The organism is Aeromonas sp. DSM 116730, assembly GCF_046581335.1.
Classification (GTDB): domain Bacteria; phylum Pseudomonadota; class Gammaproteobacteria; order Enterobacterales; family Aeromonadaceae; genus Aeromonas; species Aeromonas rivipollensis.
Window position 1 is genome coordinate 777,501 of the sequence record NZ_CP144265.1, and the last position, 18,814, is coordinate 796,314.

Genomic DNA, 18,814 nt, shown 5'->3' on the forward strand with positions numbered 1-18,814 from the left:
ACTCGGAGATAGCTGGTTCTCCCCGAAAGCTATTTAGGTAGCGCCTCGGACGAATACTACTGGGGGTAGAGCACTGTTTGGACTAGGGGGTCATCCCGACTTACCAACTCCATGCAAACTCCGAATACCAGTAAGTAATATCCGGGAGACACACGGCGGGTGCTAACGTCCGTCGTGAAGAGGGAAACAACCCAGACCGCCGGCTAAGGTCCCAAAGTTCTGGTTAAGTGGGAAACGATGTGGGAAGGCTCAGACAGCTAGGATGTTGGCTTAGAAGCAGCCATCATTTAAAGAAAGCGTAATAGCTCACTAGTCGAGTCGGCCTGCGCGGAAGATGTAACGGGGCTCAAACCAGGCACCGAAGCCGCGGATTCACACTTATGTGTGAGTGGTAGGGGAGCGTTCTGTAAGTCTGCGAAGGTGTATCGAGAGGTATGCTGGAGATATCAGAAGTGCGAATGCTGACGTAAGTAACGATAAAGGGGGTGAAAAGCCTCCTCGCCGGAAGACCAAGGGTTCCTGTCCAACGTTAATCGGGGCAGGGTGAGTCGACCCCTAAGGTGAGGCCGAAAGGCGTAATCGATGGGAAGCAGGTTAATATTCCTGCACGACTTGTAATTGCGATGGGGGGACGGAGAAGGCTAGGTGGGCCAGGCGACGGTTGTCCTGGTGAAAGTGCGTAGGTGGTGTTTCTAGGCAAATCCGGAGACACAACACTGAGACACGAGACGAAGCCACTACGGTGGTGAAGCCATTGATGCCCTGCTTCCAGGAAAAGCCTCTAAGCTTCAGATTACAAGTCATCGTACCCCAAACCGACACAGGTGGTCGGGTAGAGAATACCAAGGCGCTTGAGAGAACTCGGGTGAAGGAACTAGGCAAAATAGAACCGTAACTTCGGGAGAAGGTTCGCTCTTGACAGTGAAGTCCCTTGCGGATGGAGCAGTTGGGAGTCGCAGTGACCAGATGGCTGGGACTGTTTATCAAAAACACAGCACTCTGCAAACACGAAAGTGGACGTATAGGGTGTGACACCTGCCCGGTGCCGGAAGGTTAATTGATGGGGTTAGCGCAAGCGAAGCTCTTGATCGAAGCCCCGGTAAACGGCGGCCGTAACTATAACGGTCCTAAGGTAGCGAAATTCCTTGTCGGGTAAGTTCCGACCTGCACGAATGGTGTAACCATGGCCATGCTGTCTCCACCCGAGACTCAGTGAAATCGAATTCGCCGTGAAGATGCGGTGTACCCGCGGCTAGACGGAAAGACCCCGTGAACCTTTACTACAGCTTGGCACTGAACATTGAACCTACATGTGTAGGATAGGTGGGAGGCTTTGAAGGCGTGACGCCAGTTGCGCTGGAGCCGTCCTTGAAATACCACCCTTGTATGTTTGATGTTCTAACGCAGGGCCCTGAATCGGGCTCGCGGACAGTGCCTGGTGGGTAGTTTGACTGGGGCGGTCTCCTCCCAAAGAGTAACGGAGGAGCACGAAGGTTGGCTAATCCTGGTCGGACATCAGGAGGTTAGTGCAATGGCATAAGCCAGCTTAACTGCGAGACGGACAGGTCGAGCAGGTACGAAAGTAGGTCATAGTGATCCGGTGGTTCTGAATGGAAGGGCCATCGCTCAACGGATAAAAGGTACTCCGGGGATAACAGGCTGATACCGCCCAAGAGTTCATATCGACGGCGGTGTTTGGCACCTCGATGTCGGCTCATCACATCCTGGGGCTGAAGTCGGTCCCAAGGGTATGGCTGTTCGCCATTTAAAGTGGTACGCGAGCTGGGTTCAGAACGTCGTGAGACAGTTCGGTCCCTATCTGCCGTGGGCGTTGGATGATTGAAGGGAGTTGCTCCTAGTACGAGAGGACCGGAGTGAACGAACCTCTGGTGTTCGGGTTGTCACGCCAGTGGCACTGCCCGGTAGCTAAGTTCGGAATCGATAACCGCTGAAAGCATCTAAGCGGGAAGCGAGCCCTGAGATGAGTCATCCCTGACCCCTTGAGGGTCCTAAAGGGCCGTTGGAGACCACAACGTTGATAGGTGGGGTGTGTAAGCGCGGCGACGTGTTGAGCTAACCCATACTAATTACCCGTGAGGCTTAACCATACAACACCCAAGAAGTGTTTCTGGCCTTGTAGCAAGTGAACGAACTACTACCTAATTCAGTGATAATGACAAAGCAAACTAGCTAAGTCGTTATTCACGTCAGCTTTCCGAGATTGAAGATTTTGCCTGGCGGCCATAGCGCCGTGGAACCACCTGATCCCATGCCGAACTCAGAAGTGAAACGCGGTAGCGCCGATGGTAGTGTGGCATTCGCCATGCGAGAGTAGGACACTGCCAGGCACCCAATTAGAAGAAACCCCGCTCATCGAGCGGGGTTTTTTATTGCCTGAAAATCAGTGCGTTGACTGATAATTTAGCTCGAACTCTCCCGCGGTTTGACGACATGATCTCCCCGGCCCAAAAAACCAGCCCCTTTTCTGTTCGATATTCATCCATCGGCGCCGAGTGCTGGATATAAAAAGCACAGAATGTGATGACTCTACCTTTCTTGTGATGCCCGCTCTGCTTTAATTCGTCTGCCCAGGTTCGATGGGCCAAGGAATCACAATAATCTGAGGAATGGACACATGTTCAAAAGAACAGTAACGATGATGCTGGCGGCGGGAACCCTGGTATTAGGCGGTTGCGCATCCAATGGCGGTGCAGAGCAGGCGGCAGACAACAGCGACTTCGATGGCAAATCCATCTACCTGCGCGGGGAAATGAACGACTGGATGGCGACCGATGAGAGTAAGGTGGTCAAAGTGGCCGACAAGCTCTACATGGCCAAGGGCACGCTCAAGAAAGAGTGGGCTCCCTACAAGTTCAAGTTCGCCGATACCGGCTGGAGCTGTGGCACCAACTTCGGTTACAAGAGCCCGAGTGACGGTGTCGCCGTGCTGGGCGGAGAGCCTGTGCCGGTCAACCCCTGCTCCAAGTATGAGGACATGAAATTCTCGCCGGATGCCGACGGCGTCTACGAGTTCTATCTGAATATGGCGGGTGAGACGCCGAGCGTGTACGTCAAGAAGCCCTGAGATTCCCTCTCCCGTTAAATTCATCGGGAAATGAACCGGTTAAATGCCCTGGCCCAAATATCTGCTGGCCGGGGCATTTTTTTAGGATAGAATCTGCGCCCCGTGAGAGAGATACTATATGTAGTGTTATCTGGTTGATATGAAGCCTATTGGTTGTGTTTTTGACTCTGTCATGACGTTGTTGCATTCACATAAGGTGGCTTGAAAATGGCTAAATCCAACCCTGTGCTGGAGAGTGGAACCGGCTCTGCCCTCATCCCCATGCAGGAAACCTCCCTCGAGATCTGGGACAGCAAGTATCGCCTCAAGAGCAAGGATGGGACGCCTATCGACGGCACCATAGACGAGACTTATCAGCGGGTCGCCCGTGCGCTGGCGGCGCAGGAGAGCGAGCCCGATGCCTGGTATGAGCCCTTCCTGTGGGCGCTGCGCAATGGCGCCATCCCGGCGGGTCGCATCACCTCCAATGCCGGGGCCTTCGAGCACAAGCCGGCCACCTCGACCATCAACTGCACAGTGTCCGGCACCATCGAGGACTCGATGGATGACATTCTCGGCAAGGTGCACGAGGCCGGCCTGACCCTGAAAGCGGGTTGCGGCATCGGCTATGACTTCTCGACCCTGCGTCCGCGCGGTGCCTTCGTCTCAGGTGCCGGGGCCTATACCTCGGGCCCGCTCTCCTTCATGGATATCTACGACAAGATGTGTTTCACCGTCTCGTCGGCGGGCGGTCGCCGTGGCGCCCAGATGGGCACCATGGATATCCGGCATCCCGACGTGATCGAGTTCATCCAGGCCAAGCGGGAAGATGGTCGCCTGCGCCAGTTCAACCTCTCCCTGCTCATCACCGAAGAGTTCGTCAAGGCGGTGAAGGAGGATGCTCCCTGGCGACTCATCTTCCCCTACACCGCCAAAGAGGTGGAGCAGGATGGCATTGCGCTGGACGATCCCGCTCAGGTGCTCTGGGCCGACTGGCCGAACAAGGAGGGGGTGGTGATCAACGAGCTGGGCCAGGTGGCTTGCAAGGTCTACAAGACCCTGCCCGCGCGCAAGCTGTGGAACGTCATCATGACCTCCACCTATGACTATGCGGAGCCCGGTTTCATCCTGATCGACAAGGTCAATCAGATGAACAACAACTGGTTCTGCGAGGAGATCCGCGCCACCAACCCCTGTGGCGAGCAGCCCTTGCCCCCCTACGGCGCCTGCCTGCTGGGGTCGGTCAATCTGACCAAATTTGTGCGTGACCCTTTTACTGAAAAAGCGGCTTTCGATTGGCAGGCGTTTCGCAAGGTAGTGGCCATCTTCACCCGCATGCTGGACAACGTGGTAGAGATCAACCAGCTGCCGTTACCCAGGCAGCGCGAGGAGATCACCGCCAAGCGCCGTCACGGCATGGGCTTCCTTGGTCTGGGCTCGACCCTCACCATGCTGCAGATAAAATATGGCTCTGCGGCTTCTGTCGCCTTCACCGAGCAGGTCTCCCAGGAGCTGGCCATGACCGGCTGGCAGGAGTCCCTGCGTCTGGCCAAGGAGAAGGGCCCGGCTCCCATCATGGAACAGGAGTTCGAGGTGACCGGCAAGATGCTGCGGCTGCGCCCCGAGATGGCGGCCGATGGCATCAAGGTCGGCGACAGGCTCAAGGGCAAGGTGCTGCATGCGCGCTACAGCCGCTACATGCAACAGGTGGCCGAGGTGGATCCCGCCCTGGTGGCCGCGCTGGCCGAAACCGGTGGTCGTTTCACCCACCACAGCAGCATAGCGCCGACCGGCACCATATCTCTGTCGCTGGCCAACAACGCCAGCAACGGCATAGAGCCGAGTTTCGCCCATCACTACAGCCGCAACGTCATCAAGGCGGGCAAGAAGAGCAAGGAGAGCGTGGATGTCTACTCCTTCGAGCTGCTGGCCTACCGGGAGCTCATCAACGCCGCTGCCATGCCTTACACCGAAGATGATGCCTGCCGTCTGCCGGATTACTTCATCACAGCCGACGACATCAGTCCGGCCCAGCACGTGGACATCCAGGCGGCGGCCCAGCGCTGGATAGATTCGTCCATCTCCAAGACGGCCAACGTACCGACCGACTTCCCGTTCGAGCAGTTCAAGGACATCTACATGTATGCCTCGGACTCCGGGCTCAAGGGCTGCACCACCTTCCGCTTCAATCCCGAGGCCTTCCAGGGGGTGCTGGTGAAGGAGAAGGATCTGGAGAACACTCAGTACGAGTTCACTCTGGAGGATGGCTCCGTCATCACGGTGAAGGGGAACGAAGAGATCGAATACGATGGCGAGCTGCACACCGCCGCCAACCTCTATGACGCCTTGAAAGAAGGCTATTACGGCAAATTCTGAGAACAGATTATGGTCAAGAAGATCGACAGGAAAATCGTCGCCTACAAGGTGAAAACCCGGGATGAGCCGCAAGAATCACCGGCCCCCGAGGATGACGTGGTGCACATGCACGAGACTGTGCTGCGTCCGGAACGGCTGATGGGCACCACCTACAAGCTGAAGACGCCGGAGCATGTCTCCGAGCACTCGCTGTTCATCACCATCAACGACATCATTCTCAACGAGGGCACAGTCCACGAGACGCGCCGTCCGTTCGAGATCTTCATCAACTCCAAGAGCCTGGAACACTACCAGTGGATAGTGGCGCTGACCCGCATCATCTCCGCGGTGTTTCGCAAGGGCGGGGATGTCACCTTCCTGGTGGAGGAGCTGAGATCCGTGTTCGATCCCAAAGGCGGTTACTGGAACAAGGGCAAGTATGTGCCGTCGCTCATCGCCGAAATTGGCAACGTGATCGAGACCCATCTCACCGAGATAGGCATGCTCAAGGCCACCGGGCTGGATGAGCACCAGCAGGCGTTTCTGGCCGAGAAGCAGGCACAGATGCAGGCTGACACCGAGCAGTCAGGCAGCGGCTTCCCGGCCAGTGCGGCGCTCTGCTACAAGTGCCACACCAAGGCGCTGGTGCAGAAGGATGGCTGCATGACCTGCCTCAACTGCGGCGATTCCAAGTGCGGCTGACAGGCGCGGCCTGACAGACAGAAGTGAAAAACGACCGGCCAGAGTGCCGGTCTTTTCATTGCTGCTTTTATGTTCGAACGAGACTGCCTTGCAAGCGATTTGTTGCGCAGCGGTAAAATCGGGCGTAGCGTTGGGGGTAATAAAACTGTCACGGCCGTGTGGTTTCAATGACATCTGAGATTCACACACGTGGCACCTTCAGTGCCAAGGAGGATGCTTATGGACAACACGGACCGAAAGCTGTTTATCCTGGATACCAACGTTCTGCTTCACGAACCCCTCGCCATTTACTCCTTCAAAGAGCACGACGTGCTCATCCCCATGACGGTGCTCGAAGAGCTCGACAACATCAAGGATCGCCAGAAAGACGTCAGCCGTGATGCCAGGGTTGCCATCCGCGCGCTGGAAGATGTGTTTCGCGACGCCAACCCCGAACAGATAGTGCAGGGGGTGGCGCTGGCGGGCGAGGCGAGCGGTCATATCTCCATCTTCAGCGATCACCATCTGCCTCAGGATGCCGAGGTGTTCACCGACAAGGAGGCGGACAACCGCATCATCAACGCGGCCCTCTACCTGCAAAAGCACGAGATGAAACGCCAGGTGGTGCTGGTGACCAAGGACATCAACATGCGCCTCAAGGCCAAGGGGGCTGGCCTTGCCCATGTGGAGGATTATCGCAGCGACCAGCTGATCGACGACATCCGGCTGCTGGCCAAGGGCTTCCAGGTGGTGCCCGGCAGCTTCTGGGAGCGGGTGGGCGAGTGCGACAGCGAGACCCATGGTCGCGACACAGTTCACGTGATCGACTCGAACCTGCTGGAGGGGGTGCACGTCAACCAGTACCTGCTGGACGAGGAGAACTTCTTCGCAGCCAGGGTGCTGAGCCACGATGGCAACAAGATCCGCCTGAAAGATCTGGGCCGCGAGCGACTGATGTCACGCAAGGCCTGGGGGGTGCATCCCAAGAACATCTATCAGGGCATGGCGCTTGATGCCCTGCTGGATCCGCACATCGATCTGGTGATCCTGACCGGCCCGGCGGGCTGCGGCAAGACCTTGCTGGCCATGGCGGCGGCCCTGGAGCTGGTGATCGAGAAGGGGATCTACGAGAAGGTCATAGTCACCCGCAATACCCCGGAAATTGCCGAGAGCATCGGCTTCCTGCCCGGCACCGAGGAGGAGAAGATGATGCCCTGGCTGGCGGCTGTGACCGACACCCTGGAGGTGCTGCACAAGCAGGACGAGAACATGAGCGGGTCGCTGAGCTACATCATGGAGAAGGCCAACATCCAGTTCAAATCCGTCAACTTCATGCGCGGGCGCAGCATCCAGAACACCTTCGTGCTGCTGGACGAGTGCCAGAACCTGACCGCGTCCCAGATCAAGACCATCATCACCCGCTGCGGCGAGGGGACCAAGATCGTCTGCTCCGGCAACCTGGCCCAGATCGACTCCAACTACCTGAGCCCGGTGACCTCGGGTCTGACTTACATAGTCGAGCGTTTCAAGGACTTCGACGGCAGTGCCAACATCTTCCTGAACGGGGTTGTGCGCAGCCGACTGGCTTCGTTCGCCGAGGAAAATCTCTGATTTAACGCAATCTCTGCATGAGAAAGGGGAAGCCAGCAGGCTTCCCCTTTTTTGATCCCTTGCCGTCATTACCCTTGCGTACGGCCAAGATAGCGCAGCAGCCCAGGGTGCTCGCTGTCTTGCAGTATGTCGGGTTTGCCCTGCAGAGCGATGCGGCCTTCATCCACGAACAACACCTGATCGGCGATGAGCTGGGCATCCTCAGGGTTGTGGGACACCATGAGCACAGTGATCCCCTGTTCGCAGGCGAGGCGGGCCACTTCGGCCAGCATCTCCCGGCGCAGTGCGGGATCCAGGGCCGAGAAGGGCTCATCCAGCAGCAGCAGGGGTTTTCCCCGCACCAGGGCGCGGGCCAGCCCCACCCGCTGTTGCTGGCCACCGGAGAGCTGCTCCGGCAGGCGGGTCAGCATGTCGCCAAGACCGACCCGCTTTGCGCCCTGCTTCACCTGTTGGCGCTGGGCCGGGCTCAGGCGCAGGCCCGGGTGCAGGCCAATGGCGATGTTGTCGAACACCGAGAGGTGCAGGAAGAGGTTGTGATCCTGAAACAGGGTGGTCACCGGCCGCTCGGCGGGGCCAAGCGGCAGCAGATCGACGCCATCGAAGCTGAGACGGCCGGACTCCACCGGCACGAAACCGGCGATCATCCCGAGCAGGGTGGACTTGCCGGCGCCGCTCGGCCCTATCAGGGCGGTGATCTCCCCCCTGGGCAGGGTCGCGCTGAAGCTGACGCGCCAATCCGGGTAGCTGGTGATCAGCTCATCGATGTTCAGCATTTTTTCCTCTCAAAGTGTCCTTTCGACCAGCCAGAACAGCCGCAGAAACGGTAGCGAAGGGTATGTACCTCAATGCTCGCCATTTTTTCCTCCAAGACCCCGCTCAACCAGCCAGAACAGGGAGAAACAGAGCGTGAGCAGCAGCAGGGCTGTGGCGGCCGCCTCGGTCAGCCGGTAGCTGCCGAGCTGCTGATAGAGCAGCCAGGGCAGGGTGGTGAGGGCCTGGCTGCCGAACATGGCGATGGCGCCGAGATCCCCGAGGGACAATATCATGGAGAGCGCCATGGCCAGCGCCAGCGGGCGGCGCAGCAGGGGCCACTCCACCAGTCGCAGGCGATGCAGACCGCGCACCCCCAGGCTGTCCGCCAGCCGGTCGTACTGACGCACCACCAGCTGCATGGGGGCGCTGAGGGTGCGCAGCACATAGGGCAGCGCCATCAGGGCGTTGACTAGCACCACCAGCCAGGGGCCCAGGGCAAAGACGTCGGCAAAGGGCATGAACATGATGAAGAGCCCTGTACTCAGCACCACAGCCGGGATCATCAGGATCATGGAGCCGCTGGCCTCCCACAGGGCGGCGGCCCGCCGCTTGCGCCCGCGCACCCTCAGGTGGCGGCTGGTGAGCAGCAGACCGGCGCCGAGCAGGGTCGCCAGCGATCCGGCAGCCAGGGCGATGGCCAGGGATTGACCGCCCGCCTGCCACAGTCCGGGGGATGCCAGCGCCGTCAGCAGGCCGGGGTTGAAACCGGCCACGACTATGGCCAGCAGCGGCGGCAGGAAGATGGCGAGCCCGGTGCAGAGCGCCACGGCGTCCACCAGGCCTGTCCCCGGCTGATGGCGATCCGGCCGCAGGCAGGGGCGGCGGCTGGTGAGGCGGCTGGCAGGGGTGGTCTGCAGCCTGTGTTGCAGCAGGAGCAGGGCGACGGTCAGCAGCAGCTGTACCAGCGCCAGGCCGCCCGCGGTGGCGAGATCGAAATCAAAGCGCAGTGCCTGATAGACGGCGACTTCCAGGGTGGTGGACTTGGGGCCGCCGCCCAGCGCCAGCACTGTGGTGAAGCTGGTGAAGCAGAGCATGAAGATGAGGCTGGCGAGTCCCGGCAGTATGCCGCGGATGAGCGGCCACTCCAGCAGCAGGAAGATGTGGGATGAGCGCATGCCGAGCTGGCTGGCGAGGCGCCAGGAGGTCTCAGGGACGCTCTCTATGCTCTGCAGCATGAGGCGCGCCGCCAGCGGCATGTTGAAGAACACATGAGCCAGCAGTATGCCGAACAGGCCGTACAGGTAGTTGCCAGGATCCAGCCCCAGGCCGCGCAGCAGCTGTGGCAACCAGCCCTGGCGACCGTGTACCGCGACCATGCCGAAGATGGCGATGATGACGGGTAGCACCAGGGAGAGGCCGAACAGCTTGAGCAGCAGGGCTCGGCCGGGGAAGCGGCGCCGCGCCAGGGCACGGGCCACCGGAATGGCGAGCCCCAGACTCAGCAGGGTGGAGAGCAGGGCCTGCCCCAGGCTGAAGCCCAGCACATGGCGTAGATAAGGATCGGCCAGCAGGGTGCGGGGAGACAAGGTGCCCGCCTGCCACAGCAGGGCCGCGAGCGGCCCGAGGGACAACAGCAAGATCAGCAGAGTGGCCGCACTGCCCGGCAGCCACCAGAGGGGACGAGAACCTGCGTTCACTGGGTGACGGCTTGCAGCCATTCGCGGATCCAGCTCTTGCGATTGGCGGCCACTTCATCGGTGCTGAAGGTGAGCGGTCTGGCCACGGTGATCATCTGCTCGAAGCCCTTAGGCAGCGGCTGGTCGATCACAGGGTACATCCAGTTGCCGGCGGGGATCTCCTGCTGGAAGGCAGGGCTTATCATGAATTGCAGGAACTGGTCCGCCAGCTTGTCCTGGGTGGCGCTTTTCAGCTTGGCGGCCACTTCCACCTGACGGTAATGCCCCTCTGCGAAGGCGGCCGCCTGATACTGGGGCTTGTTCTCGGCGATCAGGTGATAGGCGGGGGAAGTGGTATAGGAGAGCACCATGTCCGCCTCGCCGTCGAGGAACATGCCATAGGCCTCGGACCAGCCCTTTGTGACGGTGACCGTCTTCTTGGCCAGCTGTGCCCAGGCGGCGGGGGCCTGGTCGCCGTAGACGGACTTCATCCACAGCATCAGCCCCTGGCCCGGGGTGGAGGTGCGGGGATCCTGATAGATCACCTTGAGATCCTGGCGTTCCACCAGCTCTTTCAGGCTCTTGGGGGGCTGCTTGAGTTTGTCCTTGTCGTAGACGAAGGCGAAGTAGCCGTAGTCATAGGGGACGAAGGTGTCATCCTGCCAGCCACCCGGCATCTTGAGGGCGTCTAGCCTGGTGTGATGGGGGACAAACAGGCCGCTCTGCTTGGCCTCGCTGACCAGGGCATCGTCTAGCCCCAGCACCAGGTCTGCCTTGCTGTGCTGGCCTTCCAGCCGAAGCCGGTTGAGGATGGCGACGCCGTCTTCCAGGGCAACCAGGTTGAGGGTGCAGCCGCACTCCTTTTCGAAGGCCTGCTTGATCTTGGGACCCGGGCCCCATTCGGCTGCAAACGAATCGTAGGTGTAGACGGTGAGGGTCTCGGCGGCAAATGCCTGGGCAGAGAGCAGGCCGGTCGTGAGCAGCAGCAGGGTCTTCATCAATGGCACTCCTGTGGGTACTGAGGTGCCATGGGCAGCGGTCTGCTCATCAATGGCACATCTCCTGTGGTGAGGGCCAGCGGATGAGGGCACAAAAAACGCGCGCCATGCCTCAAATTCCTCCGCCAGCATTATCTGGATCAGGTTCACGGGTATAATCTCAGCGGTAAACCGCACCCCGTTTGAGCAACGAACCGCATTGTATTGGCCTTCTTTGGGGGAGGCCAGCACTATGTTTCACGGGCCGCGTAGTGCGAGCCACCACCAAGGAGGATGCCCCCAGTGATCACCAGCACCAAGGAAAGACGTGCCTTCCAGCGCATGGTCATCAACGCCCCCGTCACCCTGTTCCAGCGCCAGCAGGTGCTTGAGGGAGTCTGCCGGGATCTCAGCGCCAATGGCATGGGGGTCGAGGTGAATGAGCATGGCTTCGATCTGGCTCACCCCATCAGGGTGAGCCTGGCCACCAGCAGCAACCTGCTGCCCCCCTTCGAAGCCCAGGCCCGCATAGTGCGGGTGCTGGAGGAGGAGGGCGGGCTCTTGCTGGCGCTGGAGTTCCTGCCGCTGACCTGAGCCCGCACACTACCCTGTTCCATCGACCAGCCACCGGCTGGTCGATGCATTTTCGGCCCGGGCCAGCCTTGTCTTCCCGCCCGGGCTGCCGCCCTGGGGGCAGCTCAGTTGCTGGCCAGCACGGGTTGGACGCTCAACTGCTTGCTGTCGACCAGCGTCTTGCTGGTGGGGGCGAGCTTGCCCATGGGAAGCTGGGCGGGGCCGGTCGGTTCCAGCAGCAGATAGCTTTCCCCTTGCCAGCTCAGGGTCGCCTGACCCGGGCCGGCCGGCAGTGCCACCCCCAGCAGGGCATGGCCCGGCACGAACACCATGGCCTGCTTCAGCTCGGGAAAGCGCTGGGCCAGCAGGGCCGCCATCAGGGTGACCTTGCTGTCACAATCCCCCCGGTTCTGCTCCAGCACCTGGCGGGGGCTCAGAAAGCTCTTGCCCGAGCGCCCCGACTGGCTGTCGAGCAGCTGATAGGGGATGGCCTGGATGAAGTCGAGCATGTGCGCCACCGTCTTCTGGCGCGCCTCTGTCTCTGTGGCTCCCTCCTGCTTGAGCTGCTCGGCCAGGGGCGCCAGTTCGGCGCGGCTCTCCAGGGCGATGCGCACATGATCCTGCTTGATGGCGGGAGTGCCGTCGGGCGGGGTGAAGGGCTGGAAGTAGTGCTGCTTGAGCCACTCAGCCTCCAGCCTGGCCTGCTCCGGCTTGACCCAGAGGGAGGCTTCCCTGGCCTTGTCGGCGTTGCGGCTCTTGAGGCTGAGGGCGAGGCTGGGGCGAGCGAGGGAGAATTGCACCTCGGGGAACTCAAGGGCAGCCTGCTGCAGCAAGGTCTGCAGCACCTCCTCCTGCATCCTGGCCGGGCGATAGGCGATGAGCGGCGGCAGCTTGCCCGCCTCCAGCTGGTAGCTGAGTTGCTGGGGTTGGCCTTCCCTGTCCTGCCAGCCGACGTTGAGCTGACCGCCGTTGCTGTTGAAGTAGGTCTGCCCGGCGCTGGCCGGGAGGGCGAGCAGCATGCCAAGCAGCAGGGAGAGGGAGCGGGTCGTCTTCATCATCCTTTCCTGTCGGTGAGCCCACTGTGCCTGGGCGGGACTGAGAATAAAACAGGGAGCCTGGGCTCCCTGTGGATTCTACTCGTTTTCTTGCCGCTGGCGCGTCAGATCCAGCTTGGCTGCCTTGGGTTGTCTCGAAGACGCCGATGCTGGGTTTGAGTGTACTTAGATCCAGCTCGGCTGCTTCGCCTCGAAGGCGCTGATGGCGGCCTCGTGCTGCAGGGTCAGGCCTATGGCATCCAGCCCGTTGAGCAGGCAGTAGCGGCGGAACTCGTCGATCTCGAAACCGAAAGTGAGCGCACCCGCGCGCACCTGGTTCGCCTCCAGATCCACTTCGATCTGGGTGCCCGGATGGGCCGCGACCAGCTGGAACAGGGCCTCGACCTCTTCTTCTTTCAGGCGTACCGGCACCATGCCGTTGTTGATGGCGTTGCCGTAGAAGATGTCGGCAAAGCTCGGGGCAATGATGGTCTTGAAGCCGTAATCCGCCAGCGCCCAGGGGGCGTGCTCGCGGCTCGAGCCACAGCCGAAGTTCTCCCGGGCCAGCAGTATGCTGGCACCGGCGAATTGCGGCTGGTTCAGCACGAACTCCGGGTTGGGCTGCTGGCCTGCATCGTCAAGGAAGCGCCAGTCGTGGAACAGGTGCTTGCCAAAACCGATGCGGTTTACCTTCTGCAGGAACTGCTTGGGAATGATGGCGTCGGTGTCGACGTTGGCGCTGTCGAGGGGGACGACGATCCCCTTGTGTTGCTTGAAACCTGTCATGTTAACTCCCTCTTACAGTGCGCGAATGTCGGCAAAGCGACCGGTGACGGCGGCGGCGGCGGCCATGGCCGGGCTCACCAGATGGGTGCGGCCGGCACGGCCCTGGCGCCCTTCGAAGTTGCGGTTGCTGGTGGAGGCGCAGCGCTCCCCGGGTTGCAGCCGGTCGTTGTTCATGGCCAGACACATGGAGCAGCCGGGCAGGCGCCACTCAAAGCCCGCCTCGAGGAAGATCTTGTCCAGCCCCTCGGCCTCGGCCTGAGCCTTCACCTGCTCGGAGCCCGGCACCACCAGGGCTTGCACCCCGGCGGCGACCTTGCGGCCACGGGCAATGGCGGCGGCGGCACGCAGATCCTCGATGCGGCTGTTGGTGCACGACCCGATGAACACCTTGTCGATGGCGACATCACAGAGCTTCTGGCCTGGCTGCAAGTCCATGTAGGCGAGCGCCTTGCGGGCGGACTGCTGCTCCATCAGATCGCTGAAGGATTCCGGTGCCGGAATGGGTTCATTGACGGCGATCACCTGGCCCGGGTTGGTGCCCCAGGTCACCTGAGGCGCGATATCGGCGGCGTTGAGCACCACCTCGGCATCGAAGGTAGCATCTGCATCGCTCTTGAGGGTCTGCCAGTAGGCGATGGCCTGCGCCAGTGACTCGCCTGTGGGGGCGAATACCTTGCCCTGGATGTAGTCGATGGTGGTCTGATCCGGGGCTATCATCCCCGCCTTGGCGCCGAGCTCGATGGCCATGTTGCACACCGTCATGCGCCCTTCCATGGAGAGACCCCTGATGGCATCGCCAGCGAACTCCACCACGTAACCTGTACCGCCGGCAGCGCCGACCTTGCCTATGATGGCCAGCACCACGTCCTTGGCGCTGATGCCCTCGGCCAGCTTGCCGTTGACCGAGATACGCATGGTCTTGGCCCGGCCCTGCTTCAGGGTCTGGGTCGCCATCACGTGTTCCACTTCCGAGGTGCCGATGCCAAACGCCAGCGAGCCGAAGGCGCCGTGGGTGGCGGTGTGGGAGTCGCCGCAGACTATGGTGGTGCCGGGCAATGTGATGCCGAGCTCAGGCCCCATCACGTGGACTATGCCCTGGTATTTGTGGTTCAGATCGTAGAGCCGGACTCCGAACTCCTTGCAGTTGGCTGCCAGGGTTTCCATCTGGATTCTGGCCATCTCGCCGGAGGCGGCGATGTCCTTGGTGGTGGTGGAGACGTTGTGATCCATGGTGGCCCAGGTCAGATCCGGGCGGCGCAGCGGGCGCTTCATGGTGCGCAGGCCGTCGAACGCCTGCGGGCTGGTCACTTCATGCACCAGATGGCGGTCGATGTAGATGAGGGGGGTTTCCCCTTCCACTTCCCGGACCACGTGGGCGTCGAACACTTTCTGATAGAGGGTCTTGGACATTGCTCTGTATTCCTTGTTATGTGCTGCGTGGCTCAGATCCGTGCAGCTATCTGGCTGCCCATCTCGGCGGTGCTCTGCACCGGATGCTGTGCGCTACCCTGATGCAGATCGGCGGTGAAGTAACCCTCGGCCAGGGCCTGGGCCACGGCCTGCTCTATGGCCTGGGCGGCGGCTTCCTGGCCCAGGCTGTAGCGCAGCATCAGGGCGGCTGAGAGGATCTGGGCTATGGGGTTCGCAATCCCCTTGCCGGCGATGTCCGGGGCCGAGCCACCGGCCGGTTCGAACAGGCCGAAGCCGGATTCGTTCAGGCTGGCGGAGGGGAGCAGCCCCATGGAGCCGGTGATCATGGCGCACTCGTCGGAGAGGATGTCGCCGAACAGGTTGGAGCAGAGCAGCACGTCGAACTGGGACGGATCCTTGATGAGCTGCATGGTGGCGTTGTCGATGTACATGTGGTTCAGCGCCACGTCCGGGTAGGACTTGGCGACTTGCGTCACCACCTCGCGCCACAGTATGGAGGAGGCGAGCACGTTGGCCTTGTCGATGGAGGTTACTTTGCTGCGGCGCACACGGGCCGATTCGAAGGCAATCTTGGCGATGCGTTCAATCTCGAAGCGGTGATAGACCTCGGTGTCGAATGCCTTCTCGGTGGGGCCTTCCCCTTCGCGCCCCTTGGGCTGGCCGAAGTAGATGCCGCCAGTCAGCTCGCGCACGCAGGCGATGTCGAAGCCGCGATCCGAGATGTCGGCACGCAGGGGGGAGAACTGCTCCAGACCGGTGTAGATACGGGCCGGACGCAGGTTGCAGAACAGTTTGAAGTGGGCACGCAGGGGCAGCAGGGCGCCGCGCTCAGGTTGATCGTTCGGCGGCAGGTGCTCCCACTTGGGGCCACCGACCGAGCCGAACAGCACTGCATCGGCTGCTTCGCAGCCGGCTATGGTGCTTTGCGGCAGCGGGGTGCCGTGGTTGTCGATGGCGATGCCGCCGACATCAAAGCGATCATAGTCGAGGGAGAAGCCGAATTTGGTCTGCACCTTTTCCAGTACCTTGATGGCCTCTGCCATCACTTCCGGGCCAATGCCGTCCCCCGGCAATACTGCGATCCGATAACTGCTCATACTCTCTCCGTCCTGATGTTGTGTTGAGTTCCATCTGCCCAGTGACCCGATACTGCGATCCTCTATCTGTTCAGACTGTCTCCGTCCCGATGTTGTGATTTCATTCCATCCGTTCAGCTCGTCGATCGCTGCTCAGACGGTTTCCGATTTGATGTTGTTATTGCGTTCCATCTGCTCGGCGACCTGATCGGCGCGCCAGATGCTGTTGATGACATGGACCAGGGCCTGGGCCGAGGACTCTATGATGTCGGTGGCCAGCCCCATGCCATGGAATTTGCGACCCTTGTACTCGGCGACTATGTCGACCTGGCCGAGGGCATTCTTGCCTTCACCCTTGCCCTTGAGTTCGTACTTGTCGATGCGGATCTCGTAGCCGGTGATGCGGTTGATGCACTGATAGACAGCATCCACAGGACCGTTGCCGGTGGCCGCTTCGCAGATCAGATCCTGGCCCACCTTGAGCTTGACCGAAGCGGTGGCGAGCACAGAGCTGCCGCTCTGCACGCCCAGATACTCCAGCTTGAAGTGCTCGGGCTCCTCGTGGATCTGGCTGAAGAAGGCCAGCGCCTCGAGATCGTAATCGAACACCTGCCCCTTCTTGTCGGCCAGAGTGAGGAACTTGCCGTACAGATGGTCCAGGTCGTAGCTGCTCTCGGCGTAACCCATGGACTCCATCCGGTGCTTGATCACGTGGCGGCCGGAGCGGGAGGTCATGTTGAGGTTGTTCTGGGTCAGGCCGATGCTCTCTGGGGTGATGATCTCGTAGGTGTTCTTGGCCTTGAGCACGCCGTCCTGGTGAATGCCGGAGCTGTGGGAGAAGGCGTTGGCCCCGACGATGGCCTTGTTCGGCTGCACCGGCATGTTGCAGAGCTGGCTGACGAGCGTGCTGGTGCGGTGGATCTCGTTGTGGCGGATGTTGGTGTGCACCCCGAGCAGGTCGGCGCGGGTTTTCAGGATCATCGCCACCTCTTCCAGGGAGCAGTTGCCCGCCCGCTCGCCGATGCCGTTGATGGTGCACTCTATCTGGCGTGCCCCCATCTGCACGGCACTGATGGAGTTCGCCACCGAGAGACCGAGATCGTCGTGGCAGTGCACCGAGATGATGGCCTTATCGATGTTGGGCACCCGGTTGAACAGGGTCTGGATGATGCCGGAAAATTCGGTCGGTACCGTGTAGCCCACAGTGTCCGGGATGTTGATGGTGCGGGCGCCCGCCTTGATGGCGGCCTCCACCATGCGGCAGAGATTATCGATCGGCGTGCGACCCGCATCCTCGCAGGAGAACTCCACATCATCTGTGTAGCGCAGGGCGTGCTTGATGGCGCCGACCCCCATCTCCAGCACGTCTTCGAAGCTTTTCTTCAGCTTGCTCTCCACGTGGATGGAGGAGGTGGAGATAAAGGTGTGGATGCGAAAGGCCTCGGCGACCCGCAAGGCTTCGCCGGCGGCATCGATATCCTTGGGCAGGGCGCGGGCGAGGGCACAGACCCGGCTGTTCTTGATGTGACGGGCTATGGTCTGCACCGATTGAAAATCACCGGGGGAAGAGACAGGGAAGCCCACTTCCATGATGTCGACACCGAGTCGTTCCAGCGCCTGGGCAATCTGCAGCTTCTCCTTGACCGTCAAGCTGGCCGACAGCGCCTGCTCGCCATCACGCAAGGTGGTATCGAATATGATGACTCGATCTGACATGTGACTTCCCTCTTCCTAAGTTCGGTGCGTGCATCCTGCATTGGCATAAAAAAACCCGTGCGGGGTGCACGGGTTTTTGTAAATTCCGGCTATGCCTTAGCCCGGCTACAAGGATCCCGCGCGAGGAGTCGCGATTAGGGGGAGCAGTAGTAGCAGAGCGGCAATATGCATGATGACTCAATCCTTCCAGTCGATAACGCTACTACCAATATCGAGATTTTTATGCTGTGTCAACTCGAAAGGGCAGGTTCAATTCACTGTGTTATTTAATCGGATTGTAAAGGAGTGCAAATTTCCTTGTCCCATATTCGGTTCATGCCTGATTATCTGGTCGTTCCTGCTGTACTCGATCACCCGCACAATCAGATCGACTTATCAGCCCTTGCTGAATTATCTGAGGTATTCCATGGAAAAGCGCAGACCTGGCCGTCCGGTCGGACGTTCCGACATTCGTGACAAGCTGCTCGCCGCCGCACGCGAACGTTTTCTCAACACCCCCTACAGCAAGGTGACGACCCGTGAGATCGCCGAGCTGGCCGGCTCCAATCTGGCGATGATCCACTACTACTTCGGCAGCAAAGAGGGCCTCTACAAGGCGGTGCTGGGGGATGTGGCCGAGCCGCTGGATCAGGCCTGGCATGACGAGAGCAGCAATCGCAGCCTGACCGATCTGCTCAATACCTACTATCAGGTGATGGCGCCGAACAGCGAGCTGACTTCCGCCATCTCCAGCGCATTATCAACCGAAAAAAGCCCGGGGCGGGATTTTGTATTGAATCGTCTGCTGGAGCGTCAACTGCCCCAGTTCGATGCCCTGCTCGAATCCATGCGCTCCAATGGTCAGCTGGGTGACAACCTGGATCCCGAGATGCTGAAGATCTCCTTCCTCAGCATGATGTGGCAGCCCTTCGTGATGAAGGATCTCTACGAGCAGGTGTTCGGCCTGACGGTGGACGAGAGCTTCATGAGCCGGTTGGCAGCCCACAACTGCCAGTTGATGGAGAACGGGCTGCGCGGTTCCCTGAACTGAGTCTTCCCGGGTAATAGCTGAAAAAGGGCCGCATGGCCCTTTTTTGCATGG

14 protein-coding genes, 2 rRNA genes and 1 riboswitch (1 of these 17 running past the window's edge) are annotated in these 18,814 nt (G+C 60.5%); of the genes, 8 read left to right on the forward strand and 8 right to left on the reverse strand.

The window, feature by feature from the left end:
• From Aeroheme_RS03795 to Aeroheme_RS03820, 6 genes are all read left to right on the forward strand, one after another.
• Positions 1-2,108, forward strand: a 23S ribosomal RNA gene (locus Aeroheme_RS03795) (it extends 782 nt beyond the left edge of the window).
• A gap of 125 nt (positions 2,109-2,233) precedes the next feature.
• Positions 2,234-2,348: ribosomal RNA gene (gene rrf, locus Aeroheme_RS03800) — 5S ribosomal RNA — on the forward strand.
• Positions 2,349-2,635: 287 nt separating this feature from the next.
• Positions 2,636-3,085, forward strand: a complete 450-nt coding sequence (locus tag Aeroheme_RS03805) for a pullulanase (protein ID WP_106885884.1) — start codon at positions 2,636-2,638, stop codon at positions 3,083-3,085.
• Between the two features lie 207 nt (positions 3,086-3,292).
• A complete protein-coding gene (locus Aeroheme_RS03810; protein WP_411166711.1) occupies positions 3,293-5,440 on the forward strand; it encodes an adenosylcobalamin-dependent ribonucleoside-diphosphate reductase in 2,148 nt (715 codons plus the stop codon).
• Positions 5,441-5,449: 9 nt separating this feature from the next.
• Positions 5,450-6,121 (forward strand): NrdJb, encoded by a 672-nt coding sequence (locus Aeroheme_RS03815; RefSeq protein WP_368169462.1) that lies wholly within the window; start codon positions 5,450-5,452, stop codon positions 6,119-6,121.
• A 219-nt stretch (positions 6,122-6,340) separates the two neighbouring features.
• The gene (locus tag Aeroheme_RS03820; RefSeq protein WP_106885887.1) at positions 6,341-7,711 is read left to right on the forward strand and encodes a PhoH family protein; all 1,371 of its coding nucleotides are present in this window, start codon (positions 6,341-6,343) and stop codon (positions 7,709-7,711) included.
• A 68-nt stretch (positions 7,712-7,779) separates the two neighbouring features.
• On the opposite strand, the gene thiQ is transcribed toward Aeroheme_RS03820, so the two are convergent.
• The 3 genes from thiQ to thiB form a co-directional block, all read right to left on the reverse strand.
• Entirely contained in the window at positions 7,780-8,484 is a 705-nt protein-coding gene (gene thiQ, locus Aeroheme_RS03825) for a thiamine ABC transporter ATP-binding protein (RefSeq protein WP_411166712.1), read from the reverse strand.
• 69 nt (positions 8,485-8,553) lie between these two features.
• Entirely contained in the window at positions 8,554-10,182 is a 1,629-nt protein-coding gene (thiP, locus tag Aeroheme_RS03830; protein WP_205599023.1) for a thiamine/thiamine pyrophosphate ABC transporter permease, read from the reverse strand.
• Entirely contained in the window at positions 10,158-11,138 is a 981-nt protein-coding gene (thiB, locus tag Aeroheme_RS03835; protein WP_411166713.1) for a thiamine ABC transporter substrate binding subunit, read from the reverse strand. Before thiB ends, thiP begins: the two co-directional genes overlap by 25 nt.
• Positions 11,139-11,238: 100 nt before the next feature.
• Positions 11,239-11,329, reverse strand: a riboswitch (TPP riboswitch).
• A gap of 91 nt (positions 11,330-11,420) precedes the next feature.
• Here thiB and Aeroheme_RS03840 point away from each other — a divergent pair.
• Entirely contained in the window at positions 11,421-11,711 is a 291-nt protein-coding gene (locus Aeroheme_RS03840) for a PilZ domain-containing protein (RefSeq protein ID WP_111912247.1), read from the forward strand.
• A 104-nt stretch (positions 11,712-11,815) separates the two neighbouring features.
• Here the strand turns inward: Aeroheme_RS03840 and Aeroheme_RS03845 are convergent, their stop codons facing one another.
• The 5 genes from Aeroheme_RS03845 to leuA all read right to left on the reverse strand — a co-directional run bounded on the left by Aeroheme_RS03845 (position 11,816) and on the right by leuA (position 17,733).
• Positions 11,816-12,745 (reverse strand): transglutaminase domain-containing protein, encoded by a 930-nt coding sequence (locus tag Aeroheme_RS03845; protein WP_411166714.1) that lies wholly within the window; start codon positions 12,743-12,745, stop codon positions 11,816-11,818.
• 165 nt (positions 12,746-12,910) lie between these two features.
• Positions 12,911-13,510 carry a 3-isopropylmalate dehydratase small subunit gene (gene leuD / locus Aeroheme_RS03850; protein WP_168235761.1) on the reverse strand — a complete coding sequence of 200 codons (600 nt, stop codon included), beginning with the start codon at positions 13,508-13,510 and terminating at the stop codon, positions 12,911-12,913.
• Positions 13,511-13,522: 12 nt separating this feature from the next.
• Positions 13,523-14,920 carry a 3-isopropylmalate dehydratase large subunit gene (leuC, locus tag Aeroheme_RS03855; RefSeq protein ID WP_411166715.1) on the reverse strand — a complete coding sequence of 466 codons (1,398 nt, stop codon included), beginning with the start codon at positions 14,918-14,920 and terminating at the stop codon, positions 13,523-13,525.
• A gap of 32 nt (positions 14,921-14,952) precedes the next feature.
• Entirely contained in the window at positions 14,953-16,038 is a 1,086-nt protein-coding gene (gene leuB, locus Aeroheme_RS03860; RefSeq protein ID WP_234568405.1) for a 3-isopropylmalate dehydrogenase, read from the reverse strand.
• A gap of 132 nt (positions 16,039-16,170) precedes the next feature.
• On the reverse strand, positions 16,171-17,733 hold the full coding sequence (gene leuA, locus Aeroheme_RS03865) for a 2-isopropylmalate synthase (protein ID WP_163149579.1): 1,563 nt from the start codon (positions 17,731-17,733) through the stop codon (positions 16,171-16,173).
• A gap of 406 nt (positions 17,734-18,139) precedes the next feature.
• Here leuA and Aeroheme_RS03870 point away from each other — a divergent pair, with 406 nt between their 5' ends.
• Entirely contained in the window at positions 18,140-18,763 is a 624-nt protein-coding gene (locus Aeroheme_RS03870) for a TetR/AcrR family transcriptional regulator (RefSeq protein ID WP_005323843.1), read from the forward strand.
• Positions 18,764-18,814: the final 51 nt, after the last annotated feature.

Bases quoted from the DNA above. Each gene is read 5' to 3' on its own strand.
- Aeroheme_RS03805 (WP_106885884.1), top strand. From the start codon at position 2,636: ATGTTCAAAAGAACAGTAACGATGATGCTGGCGGCGGGAACCCTGGTA.
- Aeroheme_RS03810 (WP_411166711.1), top strand. From the start codon at position 3,293: ATGGCTAAATCCAACCCTGTGCTGGAGAGTGGAACCGGCTCTGCCCTC.
- Aeroheme_RS03815 (WP_368169462.1), top strand. From the start codon at position 5,450: ATGGTCAAGAAGATCGACAGGAAAATCGTCGCCTACAAGGTGAAAACC.
- Aeroheme_RS03820 (WP_106885887.1), top strand. From the start codon at position 6,341: ATGGACAACACGGACCGAAAGCTGTTTATCCTGGATACCAACGTTCTG.
- thiQ (WP_411166712.1), bottom strand. From the start codon at position 8,484: ATGCTGAACATCGATGAGCTGATCACCAGCTACCCGGATTGGCGCGTC.
- thiP (WP_205599023.1), bottom strand. From the start codon at position 10,182: ATGGCTGCAAGCCGTCACCCAGTGAACGCAGGTTCTCGTCCCCTCTGG.
- thiB (WP_411166713.1), bottom strand. From the start codon at position 11,138: ATGAAGACCCTGCTGCTGCTCACGACCGGCCTGCTCTCTGCCCAGGCA.
- Aeroheme_RS03845 (WP_411166714.1), bottom strand. From the start codon at position 12,745: ATGAAGACGACCCGCTCCCTCTCCCTGCTGCTTGGCATGCTGCTCGCC.
- leuD (WP_168235761.1), bottom strand. From the start codon at position 13,510: ATGACAGGTTTCAAGCAACACAAGGGGATCGTCGTCCCCCTCGACAGC.
- leuC (WP_411166715.1), bottom strand. From the start codon at position 14,920: ATGTCCAAGACCCTCTATCAGAAAGTGTTCGACGCCCACGTGGTCCGG.
- leuB (WP_234568405.1), bottom strand. From the start codon at position 16,038: ATGAGCAGTTATCGGATCGCAGTATTGCCGGGGGACGGCATTGGCCCG.
- leuA (WP_163149579.1), bottom strand. From the start codon at position 17,733: ATGTCAGATCGAGTCATCATATTCGATACCACCTTGCGTGATGGCGAG.
- Aeroheme_RS03870 (WP_005323843.1), top strand. From the start codon at position 18,140: ATGGAAAAGCGCAGACCTGGCCGTCCGGTCGGACGTTCCGACATTCGT.